This is a genomic window from Streptomyces sp. TAA204, assembly GCF_000424965.1.
This window is the reverse complement of sequence record NZ_KE384281.1, coordinates 1-24,117: the sequence shown is the minus strand read 5'-3', so window position 1 is coordinate 24,117 and position 24,117 is coordinate 1. Positions and strand designations below refer to the sequence as shown.

The 24,117-nt window shown below is 69.1% G+C and carries 15 protein-coding genes, 1 rRNA gene and 1 pseudogene; 13 read left to right on the top strand and 4 right to left on the bottom strand.

From position 1 onward, the window contains the following. Positions 1-80: 80 nt before the first annotated feature. Genes H343_RS33685 through H343_RS0124745 form a run of 3 tightly spaced genes read left to right on the top strand, consistent with a single transcriptional unit; the run spans position 81 to position 6,473 of the window. Complete coding sequence (locus H343_RS33685; protein WP_051265978.1) at positions 81-2,168, top strand: outer membrane protein assembly factor BamB family protein; 2,088 nt, start codon at positions 81-83, stop codon at positions 2,166-2,168. Positions 2,169-2,173: 5 nt separating this feature from the next. Further along, the gene (locus H343_RS0124750) at positions 2,174-4,360 is read left to right on the top strand and encodes a protein kinase domain-containing protein (protein ID WP_028433306.1); all 2,187 of its coding nucleotides are present in this window, start codon (positions 2,174-2,176) and stop codon (positions 4,358-4,360) included. Between the two features lie 49 nt (positions 4,361-4,409). Beyond that, a complete protein-coding gene (locus H343_RS0124745; RefSeq protein ID WP_028433305.1) occupies positions 4,410-6,473 on the top strand; it encodes a serine/threonine-protein kinase in 2,064 nt (687 codons plus the stop codon). 136 nt (positions 6,474-6,609) lie between these two features. Here the strand turns inward: H343_RS0124745 and H343_RS0124740 are convergent, their stop codons facing one another. Further along, positions 6,610-6,843 (bottom strand): DUF397 domain-containing protein, encoded by a 234-nt coding sequence (locus H343_RS0124740; RefSeq protein WP_028433304.1) that lies wholly within the window; start codon positions 6,841-6,843, stop codon positions 6,610-6,612. Positions 6,844-7,004: 161 nt separating this feature from the next. Next, positions 7,005-10,979: a type VII secretion protein EccC gene (locus H343_RS0124735; protein WP_028433303.1), complete on the bottom strand. Its 3,975-nt coding sequence runs from the start codon at positions 10,977-10,979 to the stop codon at positions 7,005-7,007. Between the two features lie 288 nt (positions 10,980-11,267). Here H343_RS0124735 and eccD point away from each other — a divergent pair, with 288 nt between their 5' ends. The 6 genes and pseudogenes from eccD to H343_RS32755 form a co-directional block, all read left to right on the top strand. Further along, complete coding sequence (gene eccD / locus H343_RS0124730; RefSeq protein ID WP_028433302.1) at positions 11,268-12,785, top strand: type VII secretion integral membrane protein EccD; 1,518 nt, start codon at positions 11,268-11,270, stop codon at positions 12,783-12,785. Positions 12,786-12,956: 171 nt separating this feature from the next. Next, entirely contained in the window at positions 12,957-13,247 is a 291-nt protein-coding gene (gene rpsO, locus H343_RS0124725) for a 30S ribosomal protein S15 (protein WP_028433301.1), read from the top strand. Positions 13,248-13,602: 355 nt separating this feature from the next. Next, positions 13,603-15,852 (top strand): polyribonucleotide nucleotidyltransferase, encoded by a 2,250-nt coding sequence (locus H343_RS0124720; RefSeq protein WP_028433300.1) that lies wholly within the window; start codon positions 13,603-13,605, stop codon positions 15,850-15,852. After that, positions 15,849-17,234, top strand: a complete 1,386-nt coding sequence (locus H343_RS0124715) for a M16 family metallopeptidase (RefSeq protein ID WP_028433299.1) — start codon at positions 15,849-15,851, stop codon at positions 17,232-17,234. The genes H343_RS0124720 and H343_RS0124715 overlap by 4 nt, the downstream gene beginning before the upstream one ends. A 63-nt stretch (positions 17,235-17,297) precedes the next feature. After that, the gene (gene dapB, locus H343_RS0124710; RefSeq protein ID WP_028433298.1) at positions 17,298-18,053 is read left to right on the top strand and encodes a 4-hydroxy-tetrahydrodipicolinate reductase; all 756 of its coding nucleotides are present in this window, start codon (positions 17,298-17,300) and stop codon (positions 18,051-18,053) included. Positions 18,054-18,058: 5 nt separating this feature from the next. After that, a pseudogene (locus H343_RS32755) lies at positions 18,059-18,493 on the top strand (hypothetical protein); the annotation flags it as partial. A 119-nt stretch (positions 18,494-18,612) separates the two neighbouring features. Here H343_RS32755 and H343_RS0124700 read toward each other — a convergent pair. Beyond that, the gene (locus H343_RS0124700) at positions 18,613-19,179 is read right to left on the bottom strand and encodes a hypothetical protein (protein ID WP_028433297.1); all 567 of its coding nucleotides are present in this window, start codon (positions 19,177-19,179) and stop codon (positions 18,613-18,615) included. 180 nt (positions 19,180-19,359) lie between these two features. Beyond that, positions 19,360-19,596, bottom strand: coding sequence for a hypothetical protein (locus H343_RS0124695; protein ID WP_028433296.1), 237 nt, complete (start codon positions 19,594-19,596; stop codon positions 19,360-19,362). 353 nt (positions 19,597-19,949) lie between these two features. On the opposite strand from H343_RS0124695, the gene thyX reads away from it, so the two are divergent. The 4 genes from thyX to H343_RS0124675 form a co-directional block, all read left to right on the top strand. After that, a complete protein-coding gene (gene thyX, locus H343_RS0124690; RefSeq protein WP_028433295.1) occupies positions 19,950-20,690 on the top strand; it encodes an FAD-dependent thymidylate synthase in 741 nt (246 codons plus the stop codon). Positions 20,691-20,877: 187 nt separating this feature from the next. Beyond that, on the top strand, positions 20,878-21,777 hold the full coding sequence (dapA, locus tag H343_RS0124685; RefSeq protein ID WP_028433294.1) for a 4-hydroxy-tetrahydrodipicolinate synthase: 900 nt from the start codon (positions 20,878-20,880) through the stop codon (positions 21,775-21,777). A 132-nt stretch (positions 21,778-21,909) separates the two neighbouring features. Then, positions 21,910-23,595, top strand: coding sequence for a ribonuclease J (locus H343_RS0124680; protein WP_028433293.1), 1,686 nt, complete (start codon positions 21,910-21,912; stop codon positions 23,593-23,595). Between the two features lie 397 nt (positions 23,596-23,992). After that, positions 23,993-24,117: ribosomal RNA gene (locus H343_RS0124675) — 16S ribosomal RNA — on the top strand; the annotation flags it as partial.

The following is a 24,117-nucleotide window of genomic DNA, read 5'->3' as shown; positions in this document are numbered from 1 at the left end:
GTACGTGATTCGTGCGAATCTCGGCGGCTGAGTCCTTGCACCCGCCGTCGAATCTCAGCCGAGGAGAGGAAGGGGAAGGTGTGGAACAGCCGCAGTACATAGGGCCGTTCCAGGTCATCAGTGAACTGGGAGGTGACGGGGAGGCCCGCGTCGCCAGGCACTTCCTCGCCATTGGGACTGAGGTTTCGAGCGGCCCCGTCATCGTCACCGTCCCGCCCCGTTCGCTGGAGCGCGATGTGGCGTTTCGTATCCTCATGCGTGCGGAGGGGGAGAAGTCGAAGCGACTGCTCGGTGAGGCCTCTCTGCCGGCCACCGCGGTCGCCCCGGCCGACTCCGAACTGCCATGGACGGCTACGCCGTACGTCCCCTCCCTGCTCCTGCCCGATGCATTGGCGGCGCTCGGCGAGCCCCTTCCCGAATCGACGGTCGGGGCGCTGGGAGCCGCGATCGCGCGTACGCTCGCAGCCAACCACGCCAGCGGAATCGTGTACGCAGGACTGAGCCCCTCATCCGTCCTCCTCGGCAACGACGGTCCACGGCTCCTCGGCTTCGGCTTCCTGCGCGCTGCGGGATCGCGCCCGGGAAGCAACTCTCATGTCCGGCCGGAGTGTGGTGTGCCGACGGAAGACGCACGCAGTGGGAATCCCGAACCGGCAGGGGATGTTCATGCCCTGGGCTCGGTGCTCGCATACGCGGCCGGCGGCCGGCCGAACCCCGACCTGTCCTCGCTACCCGAGCAACTGCGTCCGATCATCCGTGCCTGCTGGAACCCCGACCCATTGCAGCGCCCCCAAGGCACGGCGCTCGCCGTGCAGTTGGCGGCCCTGACCCGTCCCAACCAGAGCTGGCTTCCAGTTTCGGTCTCCGCAGCCATCGAGCAGCAGGAAACGATGGTGCGCTCCGCGCTGACAGCTGCCGATGCGACCGCTCCGCCCGTCGGCGAGACGCAGACGGACGCCGCTTCGTACGGCACGACTCCCCGTCGCCGTTCACTCTTGATCGGTGCCGTGGCAGGCATGACAGGGCTGGCGGTTGGAGGGCTGGGCGCTTTTGCCTTCGCTGACGGCGATGACACCGCACCGTCCGCACGGCCTCGTCGTGTCAAGGGAGCGGCGCCCCAACCGTCGTGGTCGTCCCCCCTGCCGGCCGGGAGAAGTTCACTGCCGCCGGTCATCTGGGAAGAGCGGGTGGCCGCTTTCCCCACCGGGAAGGGCGCGGTGGGTATCGACCTTCGTACGGGCGAACGTATTTGGGAGTTCGGTGAACTCCCGCTCACAGGCCGGCCAGAAGCACTCGGTCACGGCATGCTGCTTCTGCCCGGCGCCTCCCTCAAGGCGGTGGACGCCGAGACAGGAGAGGTGCACTGGTCCGAGCGACGGTACGGCCGCGGAGACGGCCTGGCTCTGCACGCCCCGCTCGCCTACTCCGATGGTGTTCTGTGGTTCGACGCAAGACCCCGTTCCCACGACCCGGCGAAGGAGGACTGCACCGTTGTGGCGTACGACGCTGCCGCGCGTGAGGAATTGTGGCGCGTCCCCCTCAAGCAGCCCCTGGGCAAGGCGAACTCGGTGCTCAGACGTGAGCTCCTCCTCGTACAGGCGGGGGACGGCTCCTTCTTCGCATTGGACCGTCGCAGCGGAAAGAAGAAGTGGGAGCAGAGGTACAAGGGCATCGGCGCCGGTGACGACACCCTCACAATCGGTGCTCCCGGAGATCTGCTTGTCGCCTCAGTGGAGAAGACACTGGCAGCTTTCGCGGCCCGCGACGGCGACCCCAAGTGGACCTTCACCTCGGCGGAGGGACATCTGGGCGAAGCGGTTCACCACAAGGGGACTCTGTACGTGACGGACACCAACAAGTACACCTACGCGCTGGACGCCGCGAACGGTGCCGTGAAATGGAAGAAGGACAACGGCAACGAGACCGGTCTCGTCTCCGTTTCGCTGGAGTTTCCGCCGACCGCGCTGAGTCACTCCGGTCGCACAGTTCTCGCGTCCAACGGCACGTCGGTGGACGCCCACGCCGCGCGGAACGGCTCACTCCTGTGGCGCTTCACCCCCGTGGGGGACGGCAAGCAGCGCAGCTTCGCAGGAACAGTCGTCGGACGGACGAGGGGCCAGGCACTCGTCCGGAACAAGAAGTCCGTATACGCCCTCCCAGTGGACTGATCACCTTGCTTTACCCGTTGACGCACCAGGACCCGGAGAATCTGGGCGACTATCGCCTCGTCGCCCGCCTGGGCAGCGGTGGTATGGGAGTCGTGTACCTGGGCCGCTCGCCCCGTGGACGTTCGGTGGCGCTGAAGACGATGCATGCGCGTATCGCGGCCGACACCGCCTTCCGCACCCGCTTCCGGCTCGAGGCAGACGCAGCGCGTGTCATTGGCGGAAGGTACGGCGCCGAGGTCGTCGACGCCGACCCCATCGCTGAAATTCCCTGGCTGGCAACGGAGTTCGTACTGGGACCACCTCTGGACGACGCGGTCGCGCTCTGCGGGCCGCTGCCTGAACAGTGCGTCCGGGCACTGGGCCAGATGCTCTGTGAAGCGCTCCGACAACTCCACGGCTCCGACGTTCTCCACCGGGACCTCAAGCCCTCCAACATCCTGCTCACAGCGTTCGGGCCGAAGGTCATCGATTTCGGCATCGCCCGGGCGATCGGTGACGACCGGCTGACGAACACTGGTGCGGCGGCGGGCACTCCGGCCTTCATGTCACCCGAGCAGGCGACGGGGCAGGAGCACACTGCAGCGGGTGACCTGTTCGCCCTCGCAGGCGTCCTGATATTCGCTGCCACGGGACATGGCCCCTTCGGGAGTGGACAGCCGGCCGATCTTCTGTATCGCGTGCGATACGGCGAGCCGGACCTGTCAGGGGTACCGGCAGGACTGGTGCCCGCGCTGGCGCGGTGTCTGGCGAAGGATCCTCACGAACGGCCCGGAACTGCGGAGTTGGGTGCGGAACTTGGGGCACGTGACAGTGACTTCGCCGACCACCTGCCCAGCGGTGTACTCGCGGACATTGCACGTCGGTGTGCCGATGTGTGGGAGCCCGTCCCGCAGCGACTGCCTGCGCCGAGTGACGAGGAGGAAGTGACCCTGCCTGCCGGCCGTTCCCCGGGGATGCCCCGGCGCAGGATCCTGACCGTCTACGGTGGTGGGGCACTCGCGCTGGCAGGTGCCGGCTTCGGTGCCTGGAACCTGGCCTCTGGCGACGGCTCGGAGGACGGTTCCGGACCGGCCACGTCGTCCCGCCCGGCGAACGTACCGCCGGACTTGTCCTGGAAGCGGGACACCGCGGAGATCAGCAGCCTCAGCGCCCCCCTGACCGTCGGGTCCATGCTGGCCGTTTTCACCGAGGACGGGCTCGTGGGGCTGGACGCCGAGAGCGGCAAACCGCGATGGACGATGACGGAGGACGTGTACAGCTACACGGTCACCACGGACGGGGAGAAACTGTGGGCCATGCCCGACTTGGCGGCGCGAGGACTCGAAATCGCCGAAGTGGACCTTGAATCCGGAGGATTCAAGGGATCGGCGATTCGGGCCGCTGAATTCGAGGGATCCGCCAGTTCACTCCTGACGGTTGCCGACGGCTCGCTCTACGCGGTGACCCGCGATCCGGATGTGAGCGATATCAAGAAGGGGTATCGCCTCGTCCGGTTCGACCTTCGCTCCGGAGAGGTGAAGTGGCGGCAGGCGATCGGCAGCGCTCCACAGTCCGAAGGCCCTGAGGCACTTATCGCATCCGTCGCGGGCCGGTATCTGCTCCTGGCGAAGCTGAACGAGATGTCCGTGCGGGACACTCGCACGGGTGAGCTGCTCTGGAAGAAGACGTTCCCGGCCGGTTCATACGCCGCCGACTCCAGGCTGACCCCCGGCCGGATCGCGGCAACGGACACCCATGCGTTTGTCGGCTTCGGTGAAGTGTGGGCCGTCCGCCTGCGCGATGGGCGGAGGAGTTGGAGCTTCGGCGTGAAGCGGGACATGGGGCAGGACTTCGTCAAGGGGAACCGTCGGTACGGACCGCCCACGGTGAAGGACGGCGTGGTCTACGTCGCCGAGGGCAAGCGCGGATTCGTCGCACTGGACGCGGGTACCGGCGAGATCTCCTGGGAGGAGAGGAACAACTCGCTGGTGCCGGAGTTCGAAAGCCCTCCTGTGGTCGGAAAGAAGTACGTGTACGGGACTGTCGACGAACGCAGATGGCTCAAAGCTGTCGATCTGAGCACCCACGCGACAGCGTGGCCCGTCAACGGGCCGAGAGGCGGGGGCGTTCTCAGGTCGGCGGTCGTGCACAGGGATGCGGGGAAGGTGATCGTCGCCAGCGGTAACACGGTTGCGGCTGTCCCGCTCGAATGATCGCGTCCCCTGTTCGTCCCTGTCGTTCTCCTTCCGGAAGGCACACATCATGAACCCTCTCGGCCCCGGCGATCCCGTCCGCCTCGGCCCGTACCGTCTCATCGGCATCCTCGGAGCAGGGGGGATGGGACAGGTCTACCTCGGGAGGGACAGCGCGGGGGGTGCCGCGGCGGTGAAGGTGCTCAAGCCCGAATTCGCGCACGATCAGGGCATGGCGCGCCGGTTCGTACGGGAGGCGGAGGCTGCCACGTCGGTGCGCAGCAAAGGTGTCGCACGGGTTCTGGGAGCGCAGACGGAGGGCGGACGTCCCTGGATCGCGACGGAGTTCCTCGCAGGGCCCACCCTCGACGATGCCGTGGAGCGGTACGGTGCCTTCCCCGAAGCCGCAGTCCGTGCTCTGGGAGCCGCGCTGGCGCATACGCTGCAGGACGTGCACGCGGCAGGGCTCGTGCACCGGGATCTCAAGCCGCCCAACGTCGTGCTGACTTCGTCGGGCCCCCGAGTGATCGACTTCGGCATCGCACGTCCGGAACACGGCCTGACCCTGACCACCACCGGCCAGGCTCCGGTCACCCCCGGCTACGGTGCTCCCGAGCAGGTGCTCGGGCAGCGCACCGGGCCGCCGGCCGACGTCTTCTCCCTCGGCGCCGTCCTCGCATACGCGGCGAGTGGTCAACGAGCCTACGAGGCCGGCCACATCGCCGCTGTCCAGTATGAGGTGGTCCACGGAGAACCACGCCTGGACGCCGTCCCTCCTCGGCTGCGGTCGCTGATCGGGACGTGTCTCGCCAAGGATGCCGCCGATCGGCCATCCCCAGACCGGTTGATCCAGGTCCTCGCACCTCCGCGGCGTGCTGATCAGGCTTGGCGTGAAGGTTCACTCGCGGAGGACATCAGCGCTCGCGAAGCTCAGGCCGACCGCCTCGTCGCCTTCCCGGCCGACGAAACCTCCAGCCCCGGGGCCGGTCGCCGACGGGCTCTGTCGCTGTTCGCCGGCGGTGGGACCGCTCTGGCTGCGGTACTGGGGTCCGGCGCATGGTGGCTGCTGAGGCCGGATGAGCAGGGGGAGCGCGCATCGAAGGCGGCGAAGCTCCTTTCTCCTCCGGGAGCCCGGGACAATCCGCCACGTGCGCTGTGGGGACCGGTCAAAGGTGCGGACAAGGCATCTCCCGCACCGCTGCCCTTGGGGGACGTTGTGGTCGTCGGTACGCAGGGCGGGGTGGAGGCGTACAGCGTTGCCGACGGCAATCGTGAATGGAAGATCAACGGGCTCTCGCCCAGCGCAGGTCTTCTCCCGGCCCTCGGCAACAGTATGGTTCTGGGTGTCGACGGCGGCGGCTCGCTGACGGCGGTCGCGAGCTTGAGCGGCAAGCGATTGTGGACGTCGAAAGCCCTTGTGAGCAGGCTGCTCGCTGCCGACGGAGACGCCGTCTACTTTGTCACCCGTGACGGGCAGTACCGGGCCGTCGCTCTCAAGTCCCGCAAAGTTCTCTGGACAGTAGCTGCTGCTGTGGCCGAGTCGAACGAGGCGCCCGTCGAAGCGGCTGCCGAGGACGGCCGACTGGTCCTCTCGGGCCATGACGGATCAGTCGTGGCGCTCGACTCCCGGTCTGGCGAACGTGCATGGGAGCGACGGGGGCAGGGCGGCAAGTCTCTCGTTCCGGTTGTCCGGAACGGTGTTGTCTATCTCGGCGGTCACTCTCTGACAGCGCTTCACCTGACCAGCGGCAAGGAGCGGTGGTCCTTCCCCTCCGTCTCCCGGGGCTCACAGGATTCGGACGGCTGGACCGCGCCCGCTGTTCACGGCGGTTCCGTGTACGCCGCCGACGGGCTGGAGCTCCAGCGGCGGAGGGCCTCGGACGGCAGCCAGTCCTGGGCCTACGGCCTCTCCTACGACCTCCCCCCGCTCGACCCGCCCGTGGTCCAGGGCCACAGCGTGTGGATCGGGCTCGACCGGTCCGGCGCCGCCGGAATCGCGACCGTCCGGACGAGCAACGGGTCCGAGGCCTGGCTGCACAGCGCGAGCCAGGGCGGCAAGCAGAGGATGGCGGCAGCGGGAAACCGGGTCTTCGTACTTCGCCAAGGGGAGTTGACGGCGATGCCGGTCTTCTAGCCTCCTGGTCCCCCGGCCCCGCGCGACCCGGCCCCGCGCGACCCGGCCCCGCGCGACCCGGCCGCGCTCGAACCCGGCTCCGCGCGACCCGGGGCCGTGCCCGGTGACAGGCCGGGGACCGGCGCGGCCCGTCGCCTCACTGCTCCAGGTCGAACTCCCCGTCCCGCGCCCCCAGTACGAACGCCCGCCACTCGGCCTGCGTGTACCGCAGCACCGTGTCCGGGTCCTTGGAGTTGCGCATCGCCACCGCACCGCCCGGCAGGTGAGCGATCTCGACCCTCTCCTCCTCGGGGCCTCCCGGAGCGCTCTCCCACACGGCGTCGGAGATGTCCATGGCGTACAGCTCGTCCTTTTCCTGCTCGGTAGCCATTGACCAGGCGTCCTTTCGGCGATGTGCACGGACCGGGGCGCCGGTGTTGCAAGAGAGTGCAACCAACCCGGCGCCCCTGCGGGGGAGCTGAGGCCGGACCTCGGTGAAGCCTCGGTGAGATCCGGTGAAATCCACTGACCGCTACGGTACTTCACTGTCGGTCACTGAATGCTGTCCGGCATCCATCCGAGCTGAACCAGCGGCGTTCCCCGCTTGCGTGAGACGAAGAATCCCCGTCCGGGCGGCATCGGCCGCGGCCGTACGTTGCCGAGTACGTCGCCCTCGCCGGGGTCGCCGGAGAGCACGACGCCCTGCGCGCCGAGTTCCTTGATGCGCTGCATGAACGGCTCGAACATCGAGCGTGAGGCGCCGGCGGAGCTGCGGGCGATGATGAAGCGGACGCCCACGTCACGGGCGAAGGGCAGGTTCTCCGTCAGCGCGGACATCGGGTTCCCGCTGGAGGTGGCGACCAGTTCGTAGTCGTCGACGATGACGAAGATGGTCGGCCCGGTCCACCAGCTGCGGTCCCGCAGCTGCTGCGGTGTCACGTCCGAGGCGGGTGCCCTGCGCTGCATCAGGTCCTGGAGGGCGTTCATGTGCGCCTCCATGGAGTTGGACATCGGTGCGTACTCCAGCAGGTGCGACTCCGGGATCGCGCTGAGCAGCGAGCGGCGGTAGTCGCCGACGACGATCTTCGCCTCGTTCTCTGCGTACCGCTCCGAGATCTGCTTCGCCAGCAGCCGCAGCACTGCCGTCTTGCCCGACTCGCTCTCGCCGAAGACCAGGAAGAACGGGTCCGTCTCGAAGTCGACGAACACGGGCTCCAGGTTGTTCTCGTCGATGGCGAATGCGACGCCGCGCTCCGGCTGGTCGCCGCCCTTCGGCAGCTGGCTCGCGGGCAGTTCGCGCGGCAGGAGCCGTACGGCGGGTGCGGACGGGCCCGTCCAGTGCCGGGTGACCTCGTTGTTCATCGCCGCGGTGGCCTCGGAGATCTCGTCGTCCGAGTGGATGCTGTCGATGCGCGGGACGGCACCCATGAAGTGCAGCTTGTCGGGGGTCTGGCCGCGGCCGGGGACGCCGGCGGGCACGTTCGCGGCGACCTTGCGGTCGAACTCCGAGTCCATCGTGTCGCCGAGGCGCAGCTCCAGCCGGTTCATCAACTGGTCCTTCAGCGCCGCTCGGACCTCCATGCTGCGGGTGGCCGTGATGACCAGGTGCACGCCGTAGCCCAGTCCGCGCGCGGCGATGTCGGTGACGACTCCGTCCAGGCCCTCGTAGTCGTTCTTGAAGTTGGCCCAGCCGTCGATGACGAGGAAGACGTCGCCCCACGGCTGGTCGGTGATCTGACCGCGCGAGCGACGCCGCCTGAAGGTGGCGATGGAGTCGATGTTGTTGGCGCGGAAGTACTCCTCGCGGCGCGAGAGGATGCCGTAGGCCTCGGCGATCGTACGGCGTACGCGCTCGGGGTCCAGGCGGGAGGCGACGCCGCCGACGTGCGGCAGGTCCGCCACCGCCGACATGCCGCCGCCGCCGAAGTCCAGTCCGTAGAACTGCACTTCGTAGGGGGTGTGTGTCAGCGCGAACGACGAGACCAGCGTGCGCATCAGCGTCGACTTGCCGGACTGGGGACCGCCGATGACGAGCATGTGGCCCGCCGCCCCGGAGAAGTCCCGGTAGAGCGGATCACGGCGCTGCTCGAAGGGCTTGTCTACCAGGCCGAGCGGCACCACCAGCCGGCCGAGGTGCGGATAGTCGGGCTGTGTCAGGCCGCGGCCCTCGACGGGTGCGAGCCCGGGGAGCAGTTCGTCCATGGGGGCGCTGCTGTCGAGCGGCGGCAGCCACACCTGGTGCGCGGGAGTGCCCTGGCCTTCGAGGCGGCGCACGACGACGTCGAGCACGGTGTCGGCCAGCGCGTCGTCCTCGGCCGGGCGCGGCGCCGGTACGGACGCGGCCTTGGGGTCCGGCTCCACGCTCACGACCGGCACATGGGCGGCGGTGAAGGGAACGGGCCGCCGGTCGGCGGGAATCGGGCCGGAGGGCAGGCGGTCCTCGCCCGATCCCGAACGGTAGACGCCCGAGACGTAGGCCGCCTTGAAGCGCGTCATCTCCTCCGTGCCGAACTTCAGCAGGCCCGAGCCCGGGATGGACGGCAGGTGGTACGCGTCCGGCACGCCCAGCGCGGCCCGGGATTCGGCTGCGGAGAAGGTGCGCAGGCCCACGCGGTAGGACAGGTACGTTTCCAGGCCGCGCAGGCGGCCCTCCTCGAGCCGCTGCGACGCCAGCAGCAGATGCACGCCCAGCGACCGGCCGATGCGGCCGATCTGGATGAACATGTCGATGAAGTCGGGCTTGGCGGTGAGCAGTTCGCTGAACTCGTCGATGACGAGGACGAGCGAGGGGATCGGGGAGAGCGGTGCGCCCGCGGCACGCGCCTTCTCGTAGTCGTGGATGTTGGAGTAGTTGCCCGCGTCGCGCAGCATCTCCTGGCGGCGGTTGAGTTCGCCCCGGATGGAGTCGCCCATGCGGTCGACGAGCGTCAGGTCGTCCGCGAGGTTTGTGATCACAGCCGCAACGTGCGGCATTTGCGCCATGCCCGCGAAGGTCGCGCCGCCCTTGAAGTCCGCGAGAACGAAGTTGAGGGTCTCCGAGGAGTGGGTGACGGCCAGGCCGAGCACGAGCGTGCGCAGCAACTCCGACTTGCCGGAACCGGTGGCGCCCACGCACAGACCGTGCGGGCCCATGCCGTCCTGTGCCGCCTCCTTGAGGTCGAGCATGACGGGCTGGCCGTCCTCACCGACACCGATCGGTACGCGCAGGCGTTCCGCCACGGAGCGCGGCCGCCAGGTGCGGGAGACGTCGACGGAGGCGGCGTCTCCGAGGTTGAGCAGTTCGGTGAACTCCAGGTTCGCCAGCAGCGGTTCGTCGTCGTCGCCGCCCGATCCCATGCGCAGTGGGGCGAGTTGCCGCGCCACGGCCTCGGCGGCCTCCTCGGACAGGACGTCCGGCGTTCCGTCGTAGACCAGGCCCTGCCCCGACTGCAGTTCCAGCGTGCCGGGGCGTACGACGACGGACAGCCCGCCGCGCGCGCCCTCCATCTCTCCCGGCACGACCTCGACGACCGTGACGCCCTGCAGCCCTTCGGCGGCCGCGAGCATGGAGTTCGGCGGCACCATCGCACCGTCGAGCACGATCAGTACGTGCGGCTGTTCCAGCAGCGGCTGGCCGGCGGCGTTGAAGCGCGGCCTGCCCTCCAGCCGGGAGGCCAGCTGGTCCTCCAGCTCGCCGGCGTCGTCGGTGATCAGACGCGAGGCCCCCGCCCCGTCGGTCGAGTCGGACGACTGCGCGTGCGGGAGCCACTTGGCCCACTCCCACTTGCGCACCGCGCCGCGTCCGCCGGCGATCCCGATCAGCAGGTCGTCGGGTGAGTGCAGCGCGGCGAGCGAGGCGACCAGCGCGCGGGCGGTGCCCTGTACGGACTCCGGGTCGCCGCTGATCGTCATGTGGTAGAAGGCGCGCAGCGACACCGCCATCGGCAGTCCGTCCAGCGTGCCGTGCGTGTTGAGGAACTGGTGCATGGCGCCGGCAGTCAGCGGTTCCAGTTCGTCGACGGGGGCGGTCTCCGGCGCGACGAGGGGCGTGGCGAGCTGCTGTGCGCCCAGCCCGATCCGTACCTGCCCGAAGTCCTCGTCCCCTGCGCGCCGTTCCCACACGCGGCTGCCCTCGGCGACCAGCGCCCACAGCTGGTCGGGGGAGGGGTGCAGATAGAACTGCGCGTCGCGCTGCTTGCGCGCGGTCTTGCGCACCTTCCGCCGGGTCTGTGCCAGGTACTTGAGGTAGTCCCGCCGCGTCTGCCCCAACTGGCCCTGGGTGCCGCGGCGGTGACGGATGATCATGGCGACGGCCATGGCGACCGTCGAAGCGATCATCACCATGCCCATGATGCGCATGAAGGGGTGAGCGTTCGGCATGAAGAAGAAGACCACCGAGCCGCCCATGCCGAGCATCGGCATGATCTGCAGCAGCATGCCCTCCTGCTGGCCGCGCGGCAGCTCGGGGGGAGGCTCCAGTTGCACCTGCTCGGTGGGTACGTCAGGCGGCAGAGCCCTTGGCGGACGCTTGACGACGATCTGGCTCACGTGCGCACCAATTCCCTCGTACGGACGGGACAATTCGATGCCGACGCCCCCGTGGCGACGGACTCCATCCGCGCGAGTGGATCCTACTTGCACTACGAGCCGGCGTGGAGCGGTAGGGTGACGCGCATTGTGTGCACACCTGCGAATCGGCGCCCCGGCGGCCCTCGTCGGGCGGGCGGATGACGAGCGTGTGAGCATCCGGTGTGCGATGCGTGCCCATGGTGCGCGCCACGTGTTCAGGCGTCCCGGCACAGGCGGTGGGAGAAGGCGAATGAGGGGGATTCACAGGTGAGTACGACGGCCTCTGCGGCGGCCACCGGCCACAGCTCCGGCGGCGGCTCCGGCGCCCCGTCCGGTACGGGCTTCTGCCGGGTCACCATCGTCGCGCCGGACAGCCGCATCGACGTCGCGCTGCCGGAGGACATTCCGGTCGCCGACATCTACCCGGAGATCCTCCGGCTGTCGGGGCAGACCCCCGGCGAGGGCGCGCCGGTCGGCTACCACCTGGTGCGCCGTGACGGCACGGTGCTCGACAGCTCCCGCTCCTTCGTCGCCCAGCGCATCTTCGACGGCGAGGTGCTCAGCCTGCGGCCGTTCGCGGAGTCGCTGCCGCCCGCCGTCTTCGACGACGTCTCCGACGCGGTCGCCTCGGCCGTCACCCGGGACCGCAAGCTGTGGGGCGACAGCCTCCTGCGCGGTGCCGGACTCATCGGCGGCGGCGTGCTGTTGACGCTGATGGCGTTCGTGCTGTGGTACGCCGACCCCGTCGCGCACGACATGCACAGCCTCCCGGGCATCCTCGCCACCGTTGCGGGTGTGATGCTCGTCGCTCTCGCCGCCGTACGCGGAAGGGTCTACGAAGACCGCGCCTCGGCGATCGCCCTCGGGCTCGGCGCCATGCCGCACGTGATGATCGCCGGCTCCGGTCTGCTGCCCCTGTCCGAGGGGGAGGGCATCGGGCGGCTGCAGTTCCTGCTGGGCTGCGTCGCCGTCCTCGTCGCCTCCGTCGTGCTCATCGCGGTGACGCCCAACGGCGACGGACCGTTCGTGGCCGTCGCCTTCGCCGCCGTCATCGGCACCCTCGTCACCTTCGTCGCGAGCATCACGGACATCGAGGCGGTAGAGACGGCCGCCATCTGCGTCCCCCTCGCCGTCGGCACCGTCGCGTTCCTGCCCGGCCTCTCCGCGCGCTTCGCGCGGCTGCCGATCGGCTACGAGGCACCCGGCACGTCCGCCGTCGACTACGACACCGACCCCGACGCGGCTCCCGAGACCCGCGGCCCCGTCGACGCCGAGCGCATCGCCGCCCAGGCGCGCCGCGGCCACGAGATGCTGGTCGGTCTCGTCGGCGGATGTGCGGCCGTGGTCGTGGCGGCCTCCGCCGTGCTGGGCTTCTCCGATTCGGGCTGGGGCCAGCTGCTCGCCCTGGCCGCCGGTATGGCGATGCTGCTGCGCGCCCGTCTCTTCCGGTACACCTCCCAGGTCAGCTGTGCCCTCGTCGCCGGCATCACGGCCATCTCGCTGCTGGCCCTGGGTCTCTCCCTCAACCCCCCGGCCGAGATCCTGCGGGAGATCGCCGCCGGTGACGCGGGCGCGCTCGACCTGCGTACGATCTGGCTGACGGCCTCCATAGCTGCGGCTGCGGCACTGGTCACCGCTGTCGGACTGATCGTCCCGCGCAAGGGTCTGACCCCCTTCTGGGGCCGTTTCCTGGAGATCTTCGAGACGTTCGTGCTCCTGTCGCTGCTGCCGCTGTGCCTGGCGGTGATGGAGATCTACTCCGCGGCGCGCAGCATGACGAGCTGACGCCTCCACCCGGGCGCGACGCGTGTGACGGGCGTCCTGTCCGCCCCGGCAGGGGGGCGGCGGGACGCCCGTTCCGCGCTGGTAAGCTGACCCGGCCCCACGAGTATCCGAAGCATCCCCTGAGACGAAGACCAGGGGCGCTCGTCGGCAAGAACCCCAAGAGGAGTACGCGTGTCGTCTCTCGATGCCGCGACCAAGAAGCAGATCATCTCCGAGTTCGCCACCAAGGAGAGTGACACCGGCTCCCCCGAGGTCCAGGTGGCGCTTCTCTCCCGCCGGATCTCGGACCTGACCGAGCACCTGAAGAGCCACAAGCACGACCACCACTCGCGCCGTGGTCTGCTGCTGCTGGTCGGCCAGCGCCGCCGCCTCCTGCAGTACCTGGCGAAGAAGGACATCCAGCGCTTCCGTGCCCTCGTCGAGCGCCTCGGCATCCGCCGCGGCGCGGCGGGCGCCCGCTGAGACACCGGTGAGGGGAGCGGTTCCCGTTCGCAGGGGGCCGCTCCCTTCGCCGTATCTCCGGGGACCGGAAGGTTTGTAGTCTGGTCCCAGCACGGCGTGCACGACGTCGTCGTGCGGGACGTCCGAAGTGGCGCCCCGGCACAGATCCACAAGGCACGACCGAACAACCGAACAACCGCACAGCAGACAGAGACGCGGCAGGGGCGCCCCGCCCGTCGCCGGTCCTCGGTAGTGGCCCCCGGACACCCAGACGGTTCCGGGTGCTTCGATCGAAGACCGGTTCGCACACGGAGCGCTCCTCCGCAGACGGTCCGCCGCCACACGGGCGGCGGACGCAGACGAGGAGATATCCCTGGTGGAGAACGAGACCCACTACGCCGAAGCCGTCATCGACAACGGCACGTTCGGCACCCGCACCATCCGCTTCGAGGCCGGCCGTCTGGCCAAGCAGGCAGCCGGCTCGGCTGTGGCCTACCTGGACGACGACACCATGGTGCTGTCGGCCACCACCGCCTCCAAGCACCCCAAGGACCAACTGGACTTCTTCCCCCTGACGGTCGACGTCGAGGAGCGGATGTACTCGGCCGGGAAGATCCCCGGCTCCTTCTTCCGCCGTGAGGGCCGCCCGTCCGAGGACGCGATCCTCACGTGCCGCCTGATCGACCGCCCGCTGCGCCCCTCCTTCAAGAAGGGCCTGCGCAACGAGATCCAGATCGTCGAGACGATCATGGCGCTCAACCCCGACCACCTCTACGACGTGGTCGCGATCAACGCCGCCTCCTGCTCCACTCAGCTTTCGGGCCTGCCCTTCTCCGGCCCCATCGGCGCCACCCGCGTCGCCCTCATCCGCGGTCAGTGGGTGGCGTTCCCGACCCACACCGAGCTCGAGGACGCCGTCTTCGACATGGTCGTCGCCGGCCGTACGCTGCCCGACGGCGACGTCGCGGTGATGATGGTCGAGGCCGAGGCCACCGAGAAGACCGTCGAACTCGTCAAGGGCGGCGTCGAGGCGCCGACCGAGGAGGTCGTCGCCGCCGGTCTCGATGCGGCCAAGCCCTACATCAAGGTGCTGTGCAAGGCCCAGTCGGACCTCGCCGCGAAGGCCGCCAAGCCGGTCGCCGAGTTCCCCGTCTTCCTCGACCACCAGGACGACGTGCTCGACGCCCTGACCGAGGCCGTACGCGACGAGCTGGCACAGGCCCTGACCATCGCCGGCAAGCAGGAGCGCGAGGCCGAGCTGGACCGGGTCAAGAGCCTCGCCGCCGAGAAGCTGATCCCGCAGTTCGAGGGCCGCGAGAAGGAGATCTCCGCCGCGTACCGCACGCTGACCAAGGAACTGGTCCGCGAGCGCGTCATCAAGGAGAAGAAGCGCATCGACGGCCGCGGCGTCACGGACATCCGGACGCTCGCCGCCGAGGTCGAGGCCATCCCGAGGGTGCACGGCTCGGCGCTCTTCGAGCGCGGCGAGACCCAGATCCTGGGCGTGACCACGCTGAACATGCTGCGCATGGAGCAGCAGCTGGACACCCTCTCTCCGGTGACCCGCAAGCGCTACATGCACAACTACAACTTCCCGCCCTACTCCACCGGTGAGACCGGCCGGGTCGGCTCCCCCAAGCGCCGCGAGATCGGCCACGGTGCCCTCGCCGAGCGCGCACTCGTGCCGGTGCTGCCGACCCGCGAGGAGTTCCCGTACGCGATCCGCCAGGTCTCCGAGGCGCTGGGCTCCAACGGCTCGACGTCCATGGGCTCGGTCTGCGCCTCGACCATGTCGCTGCTGAACGCCGGTGTGCCGCTGAAGGCACCGGTCGCGGGCATCGCCATGGGCCTGATCTCCAAGGAGATCGAAGGCGAGACGCACTACGTCACCCTCACCGACATCCTCGGTGCGGAGGACGCCTACGGCGACATGGACTTCAAGGTCGCCGGAACGCGCCAGTTCGTCACCGCTCTCCAGCTGGACACCAAGCTGGACGGCATCCCGGCCTCCGTGCTGGCCGCGGCGCTCAAGCAGGCCCGCGACGCGCGTCTGCACATCCTGGACGTGATGAACGAGGCCATCGACGTCCCGGACGAGATGTCCCCGAACGCCCCGCGGATCATCACCGTGAAGATCCCCGTGGACAAGATCGGTGAGGTCATCGGCCCCAAGGGCAAGATGATCAACCAGATCCAGGAGGACACCGGCGCCGACATCACCATCGAGGACGACGGCACCATCTACATCGGTGCCGCCGACGGCCCGGCCGCCGAGGCCGCCCGCACCACGATCAACGGCATCGCCAACCCGACGATGCCCGAGGTCGGCGAGCGGTACCTGGGCACGGTCGTGAAGACGACCACCTTCGGTGCCTTCGTCTCCCTGCTTCCCGGCAAGGACGGTCTGCTGCACATCTCGCAGATCCGCAAGCTCGCCGGCGGCAAGCGTGTGGAGAACGTCGAGGACGTCCTCGGCGTCGGCCAGAAGGTCCAGGTCGAGATCGCCGAGATCGACCAGCGCGGCAAGCTCTCGCTGATCCCCGTCCTGGAGGAGGAGGCCGAGGGTTCCGAGGCGTCCCCGGAGCAGGACGGCGCGTCGGCGGACGCCGCCGCCGGTGACCAGTGACACGTACGCACCGTGCGACGGCCCGCCCCACCATCACGGAGGGGCGGGCCGTCGCCCGTACAACAGCGAGGGTGAAGCAGATGTCCGGCGGCGAAGACGTCCGCAAGACCGTCCTGCCGGGCGGACTGCGGGTCATCACCGAGACCGTGCCCACCGTGCGCTCCGCCACCTTCGGGATCTGGGCGCACGTCGGTTCCCGTGACGAGACCCCGGCGCTCAACGGAGCCACCCACTACCTGGAGCATCTGCTCTTCAAGGGGACACGGCGGCGCAGCGCCCTGGAGATCTCCGCCGCGCTGGACGCTGTCGGCGGCGAGATGAACGCCTTCACGGCCAAGGAGTTCACGTGCTATTACGCACGCGTCCTCGACACCGACCTCCCCCTCGCCATCGACGTCGTGGGCGACATGCTGACCGGCTCCGTGCTCGACCCCGCCGAGATCGAGTCCGAGCGCGGCGTCATCCTCGAAGAGATCGCGATGACGGAGGACGACCCCGGCGACTGCGTTCACGACCTCTTCGCGCACACGATGCTCGGGGACTCGCCGCTCGGCCGTCCCGTACTGGGCACCGTCGAGACGGTCAACGGCCTCACGCGTGAGCGCATCGCCCGCTTCTACCGCAAGCACTACGACCCGCCGCGCCTGGTCGTGGCCGCGGCGGGCAACCTCGACCACGACACCGTCGTGGAGCAGGTGCGGACCGCTTTCGACCGGGCGGGTGCCCTCGGCACCGCGGACGCCGGCGCGGAACCGGCCGGGCCGCGCACCGGTGCGCGCCCCGTACGCGCACGCGGACGCGTCGAACTCTCCGACCGCCGCACGGAACAGGCCCACCTCGTCCTGGGCATGCCGGGCGTCTCCCGCAACGACGACCGCCGCTGGGCGCTCGGGGTCCTCACCACCGCCCTCGGGGGCGGCATGAGCTCCCGCCTCTTCCAGGAGATCCGCGAGAAGCGCGGGCTCGCCTACAGCACGTACGCCTTCACCTCCGGCTTCGCCGACTGCGGCCTCTTCGGCGTCTACGCCGGGTGCCGCCCCAGTCAGGTGGCCGATGTGCTGAAGATCTGCCGGGACGAGCTGGACCATGCGGCCACCCACGGGCTGCCGGACGACGAACTGCAGCGTGCCGTCGGGCAGCTGGCCGGCTCCACCGTCCTCGGCATGGAGGACACCGGCGCTCTCATGCACCGCCTGGGCAAGAGCGAGCTGTGCTGGGGGGAGCAGCTGTCCGTCGACGACATGCTGGCCAAGATCTCCGCCGTCACACCCGACGACGTACGGGCCGTCGCCCGCGACGTGCTGGGTCTGCGCCCGTCGCTCGCCGTCATCGGCCCCCTCACCGACCGCCAGTCGGACCGGCTCCACGACGCGGTCGCCTGACCCGCCCGAGCCGGCACCGCCCTCCGCCTCCCGACCCGTGCACACCGCGAAGGAATCGAGACAATGAGCAAGCTGCGTGTGGCCGTACTGGGGTCCGCCGGACGAATGGGGTCCGAGGCCGTACGTGCCGTGGAGGCCGCCGAAGACATGGAGCTGGCCGCCGCCCTCGACCGCGACGACAGCCTCGACGCACTCACCGCCGCCGGCACCGAGGTCGCAGTCGACCTGACTCACCCCGAAGCCGTCATGGGCAACCTGGAGCACTGCGTCGCCAACGGCATCCACGCAGTCGTCGGCACGACCGGCTGGACCGAGGAGAGGCTGCAGACCGTACGCGACCGGCTGGCCGCCTCACCGGCGACCGGTGTGCTCATCGCCCCCAACTTCGGCATCGGCGCCGTGCTGGCCATGCGCTTCGCCGCGCAGGCAGCCCGCTTCTTCGAGTCGGCGGAGGTCGTGGAGCTGCACCACCCCGGCAAGGCCGACGCCCCCAGCGGCACGGCCGCCCGCACCGCGCAGCTGATCGCGTCGGCCCGCGAGGAGGCCGGACTGCCCGCGCAGCCCGACGCCACGACCACCTCCCTGGAGGGGGCGCGCGGCGCCGACGTCGACGGGGTACCGGTGCACGCCGTAAGGCTGCGCGGGCTCGTCGCGCACCAGGAAGTGCTGCTCGGCGGCGAGGGCGAGACGCTCACCATCCGGCACGACTCGCTGCACCGCAGCTCCTTCATGCCCGGTGTGCTGCTCGGAGTGCGCCGCGTCGGCTCCGTCCCCGGGCTCACCTTCGGGCTGGAGCACTTCCTCGACCTGGACCGATGAAGCACATGCGCGCGAAGATCACCTACTTCACGCTGGCGCTCCTGCTCGTCTTCTACTTCGTGCTGGTCGGCAGCCGCGGAGTGCTGCTGATCCAGCAGGGGACGCCCGTCACGGTGCTCTTCGGTCTCGCGGTGCTCGTCCTGCCGCTGATCGGCCTCTGGTTCCTGTGGCACACCACGCGCTTCGCCCGGAACGCCGGCCGGCTCGCCCGTGAACTGGAGGCCGAGGGCGAGCTCCCAGTGGACGAGTTGAGGCGCACGCCGTCGGGGCGCATCGACAGGGACTCCGCCGACGAGGTGTTCGCCAGAAGGCAGGCCGAGACCGAACGGGCTCCCGACGACTGGCGCAGCTGGTTCCGCCTCGCCGTCGCCTACCACGACGCACGTGACACCCCGCGGGCACGCAGGGCCATGCAGCGTGCGATCTCACTGCACGACGGCGACGGCGACGGCGACGGCGACGGCGCCAGCAAGGGCAAGGGCAAGGGCAACGGCAATGCCGACAGTGGCTGCGACGGGGCACGCGACGGCGCCGGCGAGGGCCAGGACAGCCCCGCGTCCTAGCCGTCGTGGCACTGGCGTGACTCCGCGGCCCAGCCCTCCAGGACGTCGGCCGCGCGGTCGAAAGCCTCGGGCCGTGCGAGGAAGTCCGCGTTGTGGTCCGTCAACAGGGTGCGCAGCGGTTCGCCGTCACCTGCGCGTACGACGGCCAGCGCCTGGCCCTGCACGGTACGGGGCAGCCCCAGCCACCGGACGGGCTGTTGCACCGTACGGACAGCCGCCACCTCGCCCCAGTTCAGGGTCACGGTGGTCAGCAGCCCGACACGCCGCAGCCCGTGCGCGCACACCCACATGCCCATGCGCAGCAGCCGCAGTGCGAGGGCGACCACCAGCAGCGCGGAGCCCAGACACACCGCTGCGCCCGGCAGCGAACCGGCGAGCGCGATGATCAGCGCGGAGAAGAGGAGGTAGGAGGCGAGCAGCAGAAGCAGCGCTCCGGCTGCCACGCGCCAGGGACCGGGACGGTACGGGCGGCGCCAGCGCTCGCGGGCGTCGTGCGGCAGCGGGGTCTCCGCCGCCTCGGCCGTGCCTGCTTGGCCTTCGGCCGTGAGAAATTGCAGGGGCACTGCTGGTCCTCGCTCGCATGTGGACTCGATCGGGTGGTGCGCGAGGACACTAGCGAGCTATACGGGCACCGGCCAGCCCGGCTGGTCCGGGCGGCGTGTCAGAGGGTGCCGGACGGCCGGAGGCGGGACGTCTCCGGCCGTGGCGGGGCGCACGGGAGGCGGCCTTGCGGCGGCAGGGGCTCAGCGGCCCTCGGCGGCGGATGAGCCGCCCTGACGATCCTGCTCGTCCGGATCGAGAGCCGGAACGCCCAGAAGGAGTGAGCCGATCAGCCCCGCGACCACGGTCAGGCCGAACAGCGCACTGCCGGCCCGCTGGGTGAGGCTGCGTTCGGCACGCGGCGGGGGCGTGACATTGCTGCGGAACCGGTCGGCGTCGGCAATGAACGCGAACGGTACGGACTCTCCGCGGCTGGGCATGGGCAGGCGACTCCTGTCGGGATCGTAGAAACGGGGTTCATGGGGAAGAACGCCGCGGAGGGCGGTGAAGTGCCTCATCCCGCGAACGTTCTGTGAAAAATATCAAGCGCCCTGACGACTTCGTGCACCGGGGTGCCCTTTCTCAAAAGACAGACCCTTTTGTCCGGACGAAAGGGTCTTTTCAGGCGCAGGAAGTGAGAGCGGCCCTGATCCCGGCCGAGGAGCGCGAGGCGGTCCGTCAACTGCCTGACTCCCGCGGCGGAGCCTCCCGCGGTGGTACGTCGGCGGACTGTCGACGGAGCGCCGTAGGCTGGGCGCGCCCTGGCAGCAGTACGTACCGGAAGGACCCGCCAGTGACCGAAACCCCCGATCAGGCTCCCGCCCCCGCCTTCCGCGGTGAGGTTACCGTCGAGCTCGTCAAGCACAGTGCCGCCGACACGGACGTGCTCTGGGCGGCGCGGGTCTCCACGGCAGGAGAGCAGTCGCTGGAGGAGCTGCACAAGGACCCCGAGCGCTCCAAGGGGCTCATCAACTACCTGATGCGGGACCGGCACGGCAGTCCCTTCGAGCACAACTCGATGACCTTCTTCGTCAGCGCCCCGCTCTTCGTCTTCCGCGAGTTCCACCGTCACCGCGTCGGCTGGTCCTACAACGAGGAGTCCGGCCGCTACCGCGAGCTCCAGCCGGTCTTCTACACACCTGCCGCCTCCCGCAAGCTCGTCCAGCAGGGGCGTCCCGGCAAGTACGAGTTCACCGAGGGGACCCCGGAGCAGCACGAGCTGACGGCCGGCGCCATGGAGGAGTCCTATCGTCAGTCGTATGAGACCTACCGGCGGCTCCTGGACGCGGGTGTCGCGCGGGAGGTCGCTCGTGCCGTCCTCCCGGTCGGGCTGTACTCCTCGATGTACGCCACCTGCAACGCCCGCTCGCTCATGCACTTCCTCGGTCTGCGCACCCAGCACGAGCAGGCGAAGGTGCCCTCCTTCCCGCAGCGCGAGATCGAGATGGTGGGGGAGCTGATGGAGGAGCAGTGGGCGAAGCTGATGCCTCTGACCTACGCGGCCTTCAACGCCAACGGCCGGGTGGCCCCGTAGCCTCCCTCTGTCCGTATTGCGGGCTTTCGTGAAGTACGTCTACGCTGAAAACAAGGCTCGGCACTGCTTGAACCCCCGAGCGGGCAGTGCCGGGTCTCTCCTGCGGAACGCGGGCCCGCATCCGGGATGACCTTCACCACGGCCCCGAGGGGGCGCGAGAGGGCGGGCTGCGAGTAGCGTGGACCCCATGGCTCCGACCTCTACACCGCACACGCCCTTCGGGCGGGTCCTGACCGCGATGGTCTCGCCGTTCACCGCAGACGGCGCTCTCGATCTCGACGGCGCGCAGCAGCTCGCCGTCCATCTGGTGGATGCCGGGAACGACGGCCTGATCGTCAACGGCACCACCGGCGAGTCCCCGACCACCAGCGATGTAGAGAAAGCCCAGCTCGTACGGGCCGTGGTCGAAGCGGTCGGAGACCGCGCCCACGTCGTCGCCGGAGCCGGCACGAACGACACCGCGCACAGCCTCGAACTGGCCCGCGACGCGGCCAAGGCCGGCGCCCACGGCCTCCTGGCGGTGACGCCGTACTACAGCAAGCCACCGCAGGAAGGGCTCTTCCGTCACTTCACCGCGATCGCCGACGCGACCGATCTCCCCGTGATGCTGTACGACATCCCGGGCCGGTCCGGCGTCCCGATCAACACCGAGACGATCGTCCGGCTGGCCGAGCACCCGCGTATCGTCGCCAACAAGGACGCCAAGGGCGACCTGGGGCGTGCCAGTTGGGCCATCGCCACGAGCGGGCTCGCCTGGTACAGCGGTGACGACATGCTGAACCTTCCGCTGCTGTCCGTGGGCGCGGTCGGCTACGTCTCCGTCGTCGGGCACCTCGTCACGCCCGAGTTGCGCTCGATGCTGGAGGCCCACCTGAGCGGCGACGTCACGAAGGCCACCGAGATCCACCAGAAGCTGCTGCCGGTCTTCACGGGCATGTTCCGCACCCAGGGTGTCATCACGGCGAAGGCCGCCCTCACGCTGCGCGGCTTGCCCGGCGGGCCGCTGCGGATGCCGCTGGTGGAGCTCTCCCCCGAGGAGACCCACCAGCTCAGGCATGACCTCGCACACGGCGGCGTACAGATCTGAGCACAGACGTCGACAGACGAATTCGCATCATTCGTATCAAACGCATTAACGAATATCGCGCGTGCCACGTGCCCCACAGGGACCCCCGAGCCGGAGGCAGGGGGCCGTGGCACGCGTGGTGAGGAGAGTCTTTTGAGTCATCCGCATCCCGAACTCGGCTCGCCGCCGAAACTCCCCGACGGCGGCCTGCGGGTCACACCCCTGGGCGGCCTGGGCGAGATCGGCCGCAACATGACGGTCATCGAGTACTCGGGCCGCCTGCTGATCGTCGACTGCGGCGTCCTCTTCCCGGAGGAGGAGCAGCCCGGCATCGACCTGATCCTGCCCGACTTCAGCTCGATCAGGGACCGTCTCGACGACATCGACGGCATCGTGCTCACACACGGGCACGAGGACCACATCGGCGGCGTCCCCTTCCTGCTGCGCGAGAAGCCCGACATCCCCCTCATCGGCTCCAAGCTGACCCTCGCGCTCATCGAGGCGAAGCTCCAGGAGCACCGCATCCGCCCGTACACGCTGGAGGTCACCGAAGGCCACCGCGAGCGCATCGGGCCCTTCGACTGTGAGTTCGTGTCGGTCAACCACTCCATTCCGGACGCGCTGGCCGTCGCCATCCGCACCTCCGCCGGAATGCTGGTCCACACCGGCGACTTCAAGATGGACCAACTCCCGCTCGACGGGCGCCTCACGGATCTGCGTGCCTTCGCGCGCCTGGGTGAGGAGGGCATCGACCTCCTGCTGAGCGACTCGACGAACGCCGAGGTCCCCGGCTTCGTCCCGCCGGAGCGGGAGATCTCGGACGTCCTGCGGCAGGTCTTCGCGAGCGCGCAGAAACGCATCATCGTGGCGAGCTTCGCCAGCCATGTGCACCGCATCCAGCAGATCCTCGACGCCGCCCACGAGTTCGGGCGGCGGGTGGCCTTCGTCGGCCGCTCGATGGTCCGCAACATGGGCATCGCGCGCGACCTGGGCTATCTCAACGTCCCGGGGGGCCTGGTCGTCGACGTCAAGACGCTCGACGACCTTCCCGACGACGAAGTGGTCCTGGTCTGCACGGGTTCCCAGGGCGAACCGATGGCGGCGCTCTCGCGGATGGCCAACCGGGACCACCAGATCCGCATCGTCCCGGGCGACACCGTGATCCTGGCGTCCTCGCTCATCCCCGGCAACGAGAACGCCGTGTACCGGGTCATCAACGGCCTGACGCGCTGGGGCGCCAACGTCGTCCACAAGGGCAACGCCAAGGTCCACGTCTCCGGCCACGCCTCCGCCGGCGAACTGCTGTACTTCTACAACATCTGCCGGCCCAAGAACCTGATGCCGGTGCACGGCGAGTGGCGCCACCTGCGCGCCAACGCCGAACTCGGGGCTCAGACCGGCGTTCCCCGTGACCGGGTGGTCATCGCCGAGGACGGCGTGGTCGTCGATCTGCTGAACGGCAAGGCCAAGATCTCGGGCAAGGTGCACGCGGGGTACGTCTACGTGGACGGCCTCTCCGTCGGCGATGTGACGGAGTCCTCCTTGAAGGACCGCCGCATCCTGGGCGACGAGGGCATCATCTCGGTCTTCATCGTGGTGGACAGCAGCACGGGCAAGATCGCGGGCGGTCCCCACATCCAGTCACGCGGATCGGGCATCGACGACGCCGACTTCGAACAGGTCGTGCCGAAGATCGGCGAGGCCCTGGCCAAGTCGGCGCAGAACGGCGTCGCGGAGACGCACCAACTGCAGCAGCTGGTCCGGCGCACGGTGGGCAAGTGGGTGTCCGACACCTACCGCCGCCGGCCGATGATCCTCCCCGTGGTCGTGGAGGTCTGACGCCCAACACCGGGCGGGGCGCCTCGATTTGCTTCCTGGCGCTCCGCTCGAGTACGTTTACGGCTCCACCTCAGCGGGTACCGGACGATCTTCGTCCGGAGGCGCCCGCGCACTGGAATCCGCGGACCGACCCGGGAACGGAATCGGAAAGCAATTCTGGTAAGGTCGGTTTCACCGAGAGGGAAACGTCCGGAGAGGCCCTGTGAGGGGTTTTGAAGGGATCGTCCGTTCTTTGAGAACTCAACAGTGTGCCAAAAGTCAACGCCAGATATGTTGATACCTCGTGCCTCATAGTTTTGTGGGGTGGGGTTTCTTTGAGATTGATCAGCGAGGATGTTGTGCATGCCGGGATGATTCCTCCCGGTGGTGCCGCTCTTCGGTGGTTGCTGATGAAGCATTCACGGAGAGTTTGATCCTGGCTCAGGACGAACGCTGGCGGCGTGCTTAACACATGCAAGTCGAACGATGAAGCCCTTTCGGGGGTGGATTAGTGGCGAACGGGTGAGTAACACGTGGGCAATC

Bases quoted from the DNA above. Each gene is read 5' to 3' on its own strand.
- H343_RS0124745 (WP_028433305.1), top strand. From the start codon at position 4,410: ATGAACCCTCTCGGCCCCGGCGATCCCGTCCGCCTCGGCCCGTACCGT.
- H343_RS0124740 (WP_028433304.1), bottom strand. From the start codon at position 6,843: ATGGCTACCGAGCAGGAAAAGGACGAGCTGTACGCCATGGACATCTCC.
- dapB (WP_028433298.1), top strand. From the start codon at position 17,298: ATGAGCAAGCTGCGTGTGGCCGTACTGGGGTCCGCCGGACGAATGGGG.
- H343_RS0124695 (WP_028433296.1), bottom strand. From the start codon at position 19,596: ATGCCCAGCCGCGGAGAGTCCGTACCGTTCGCGTTCATTGCCGACGCC.
- dapA (WP_028433294.1), top strand. From the start codon at position 20,878: ATGGCTCCGACCTCTACACCGCACACGCCCTTCGGGCGGGTCCTGACC.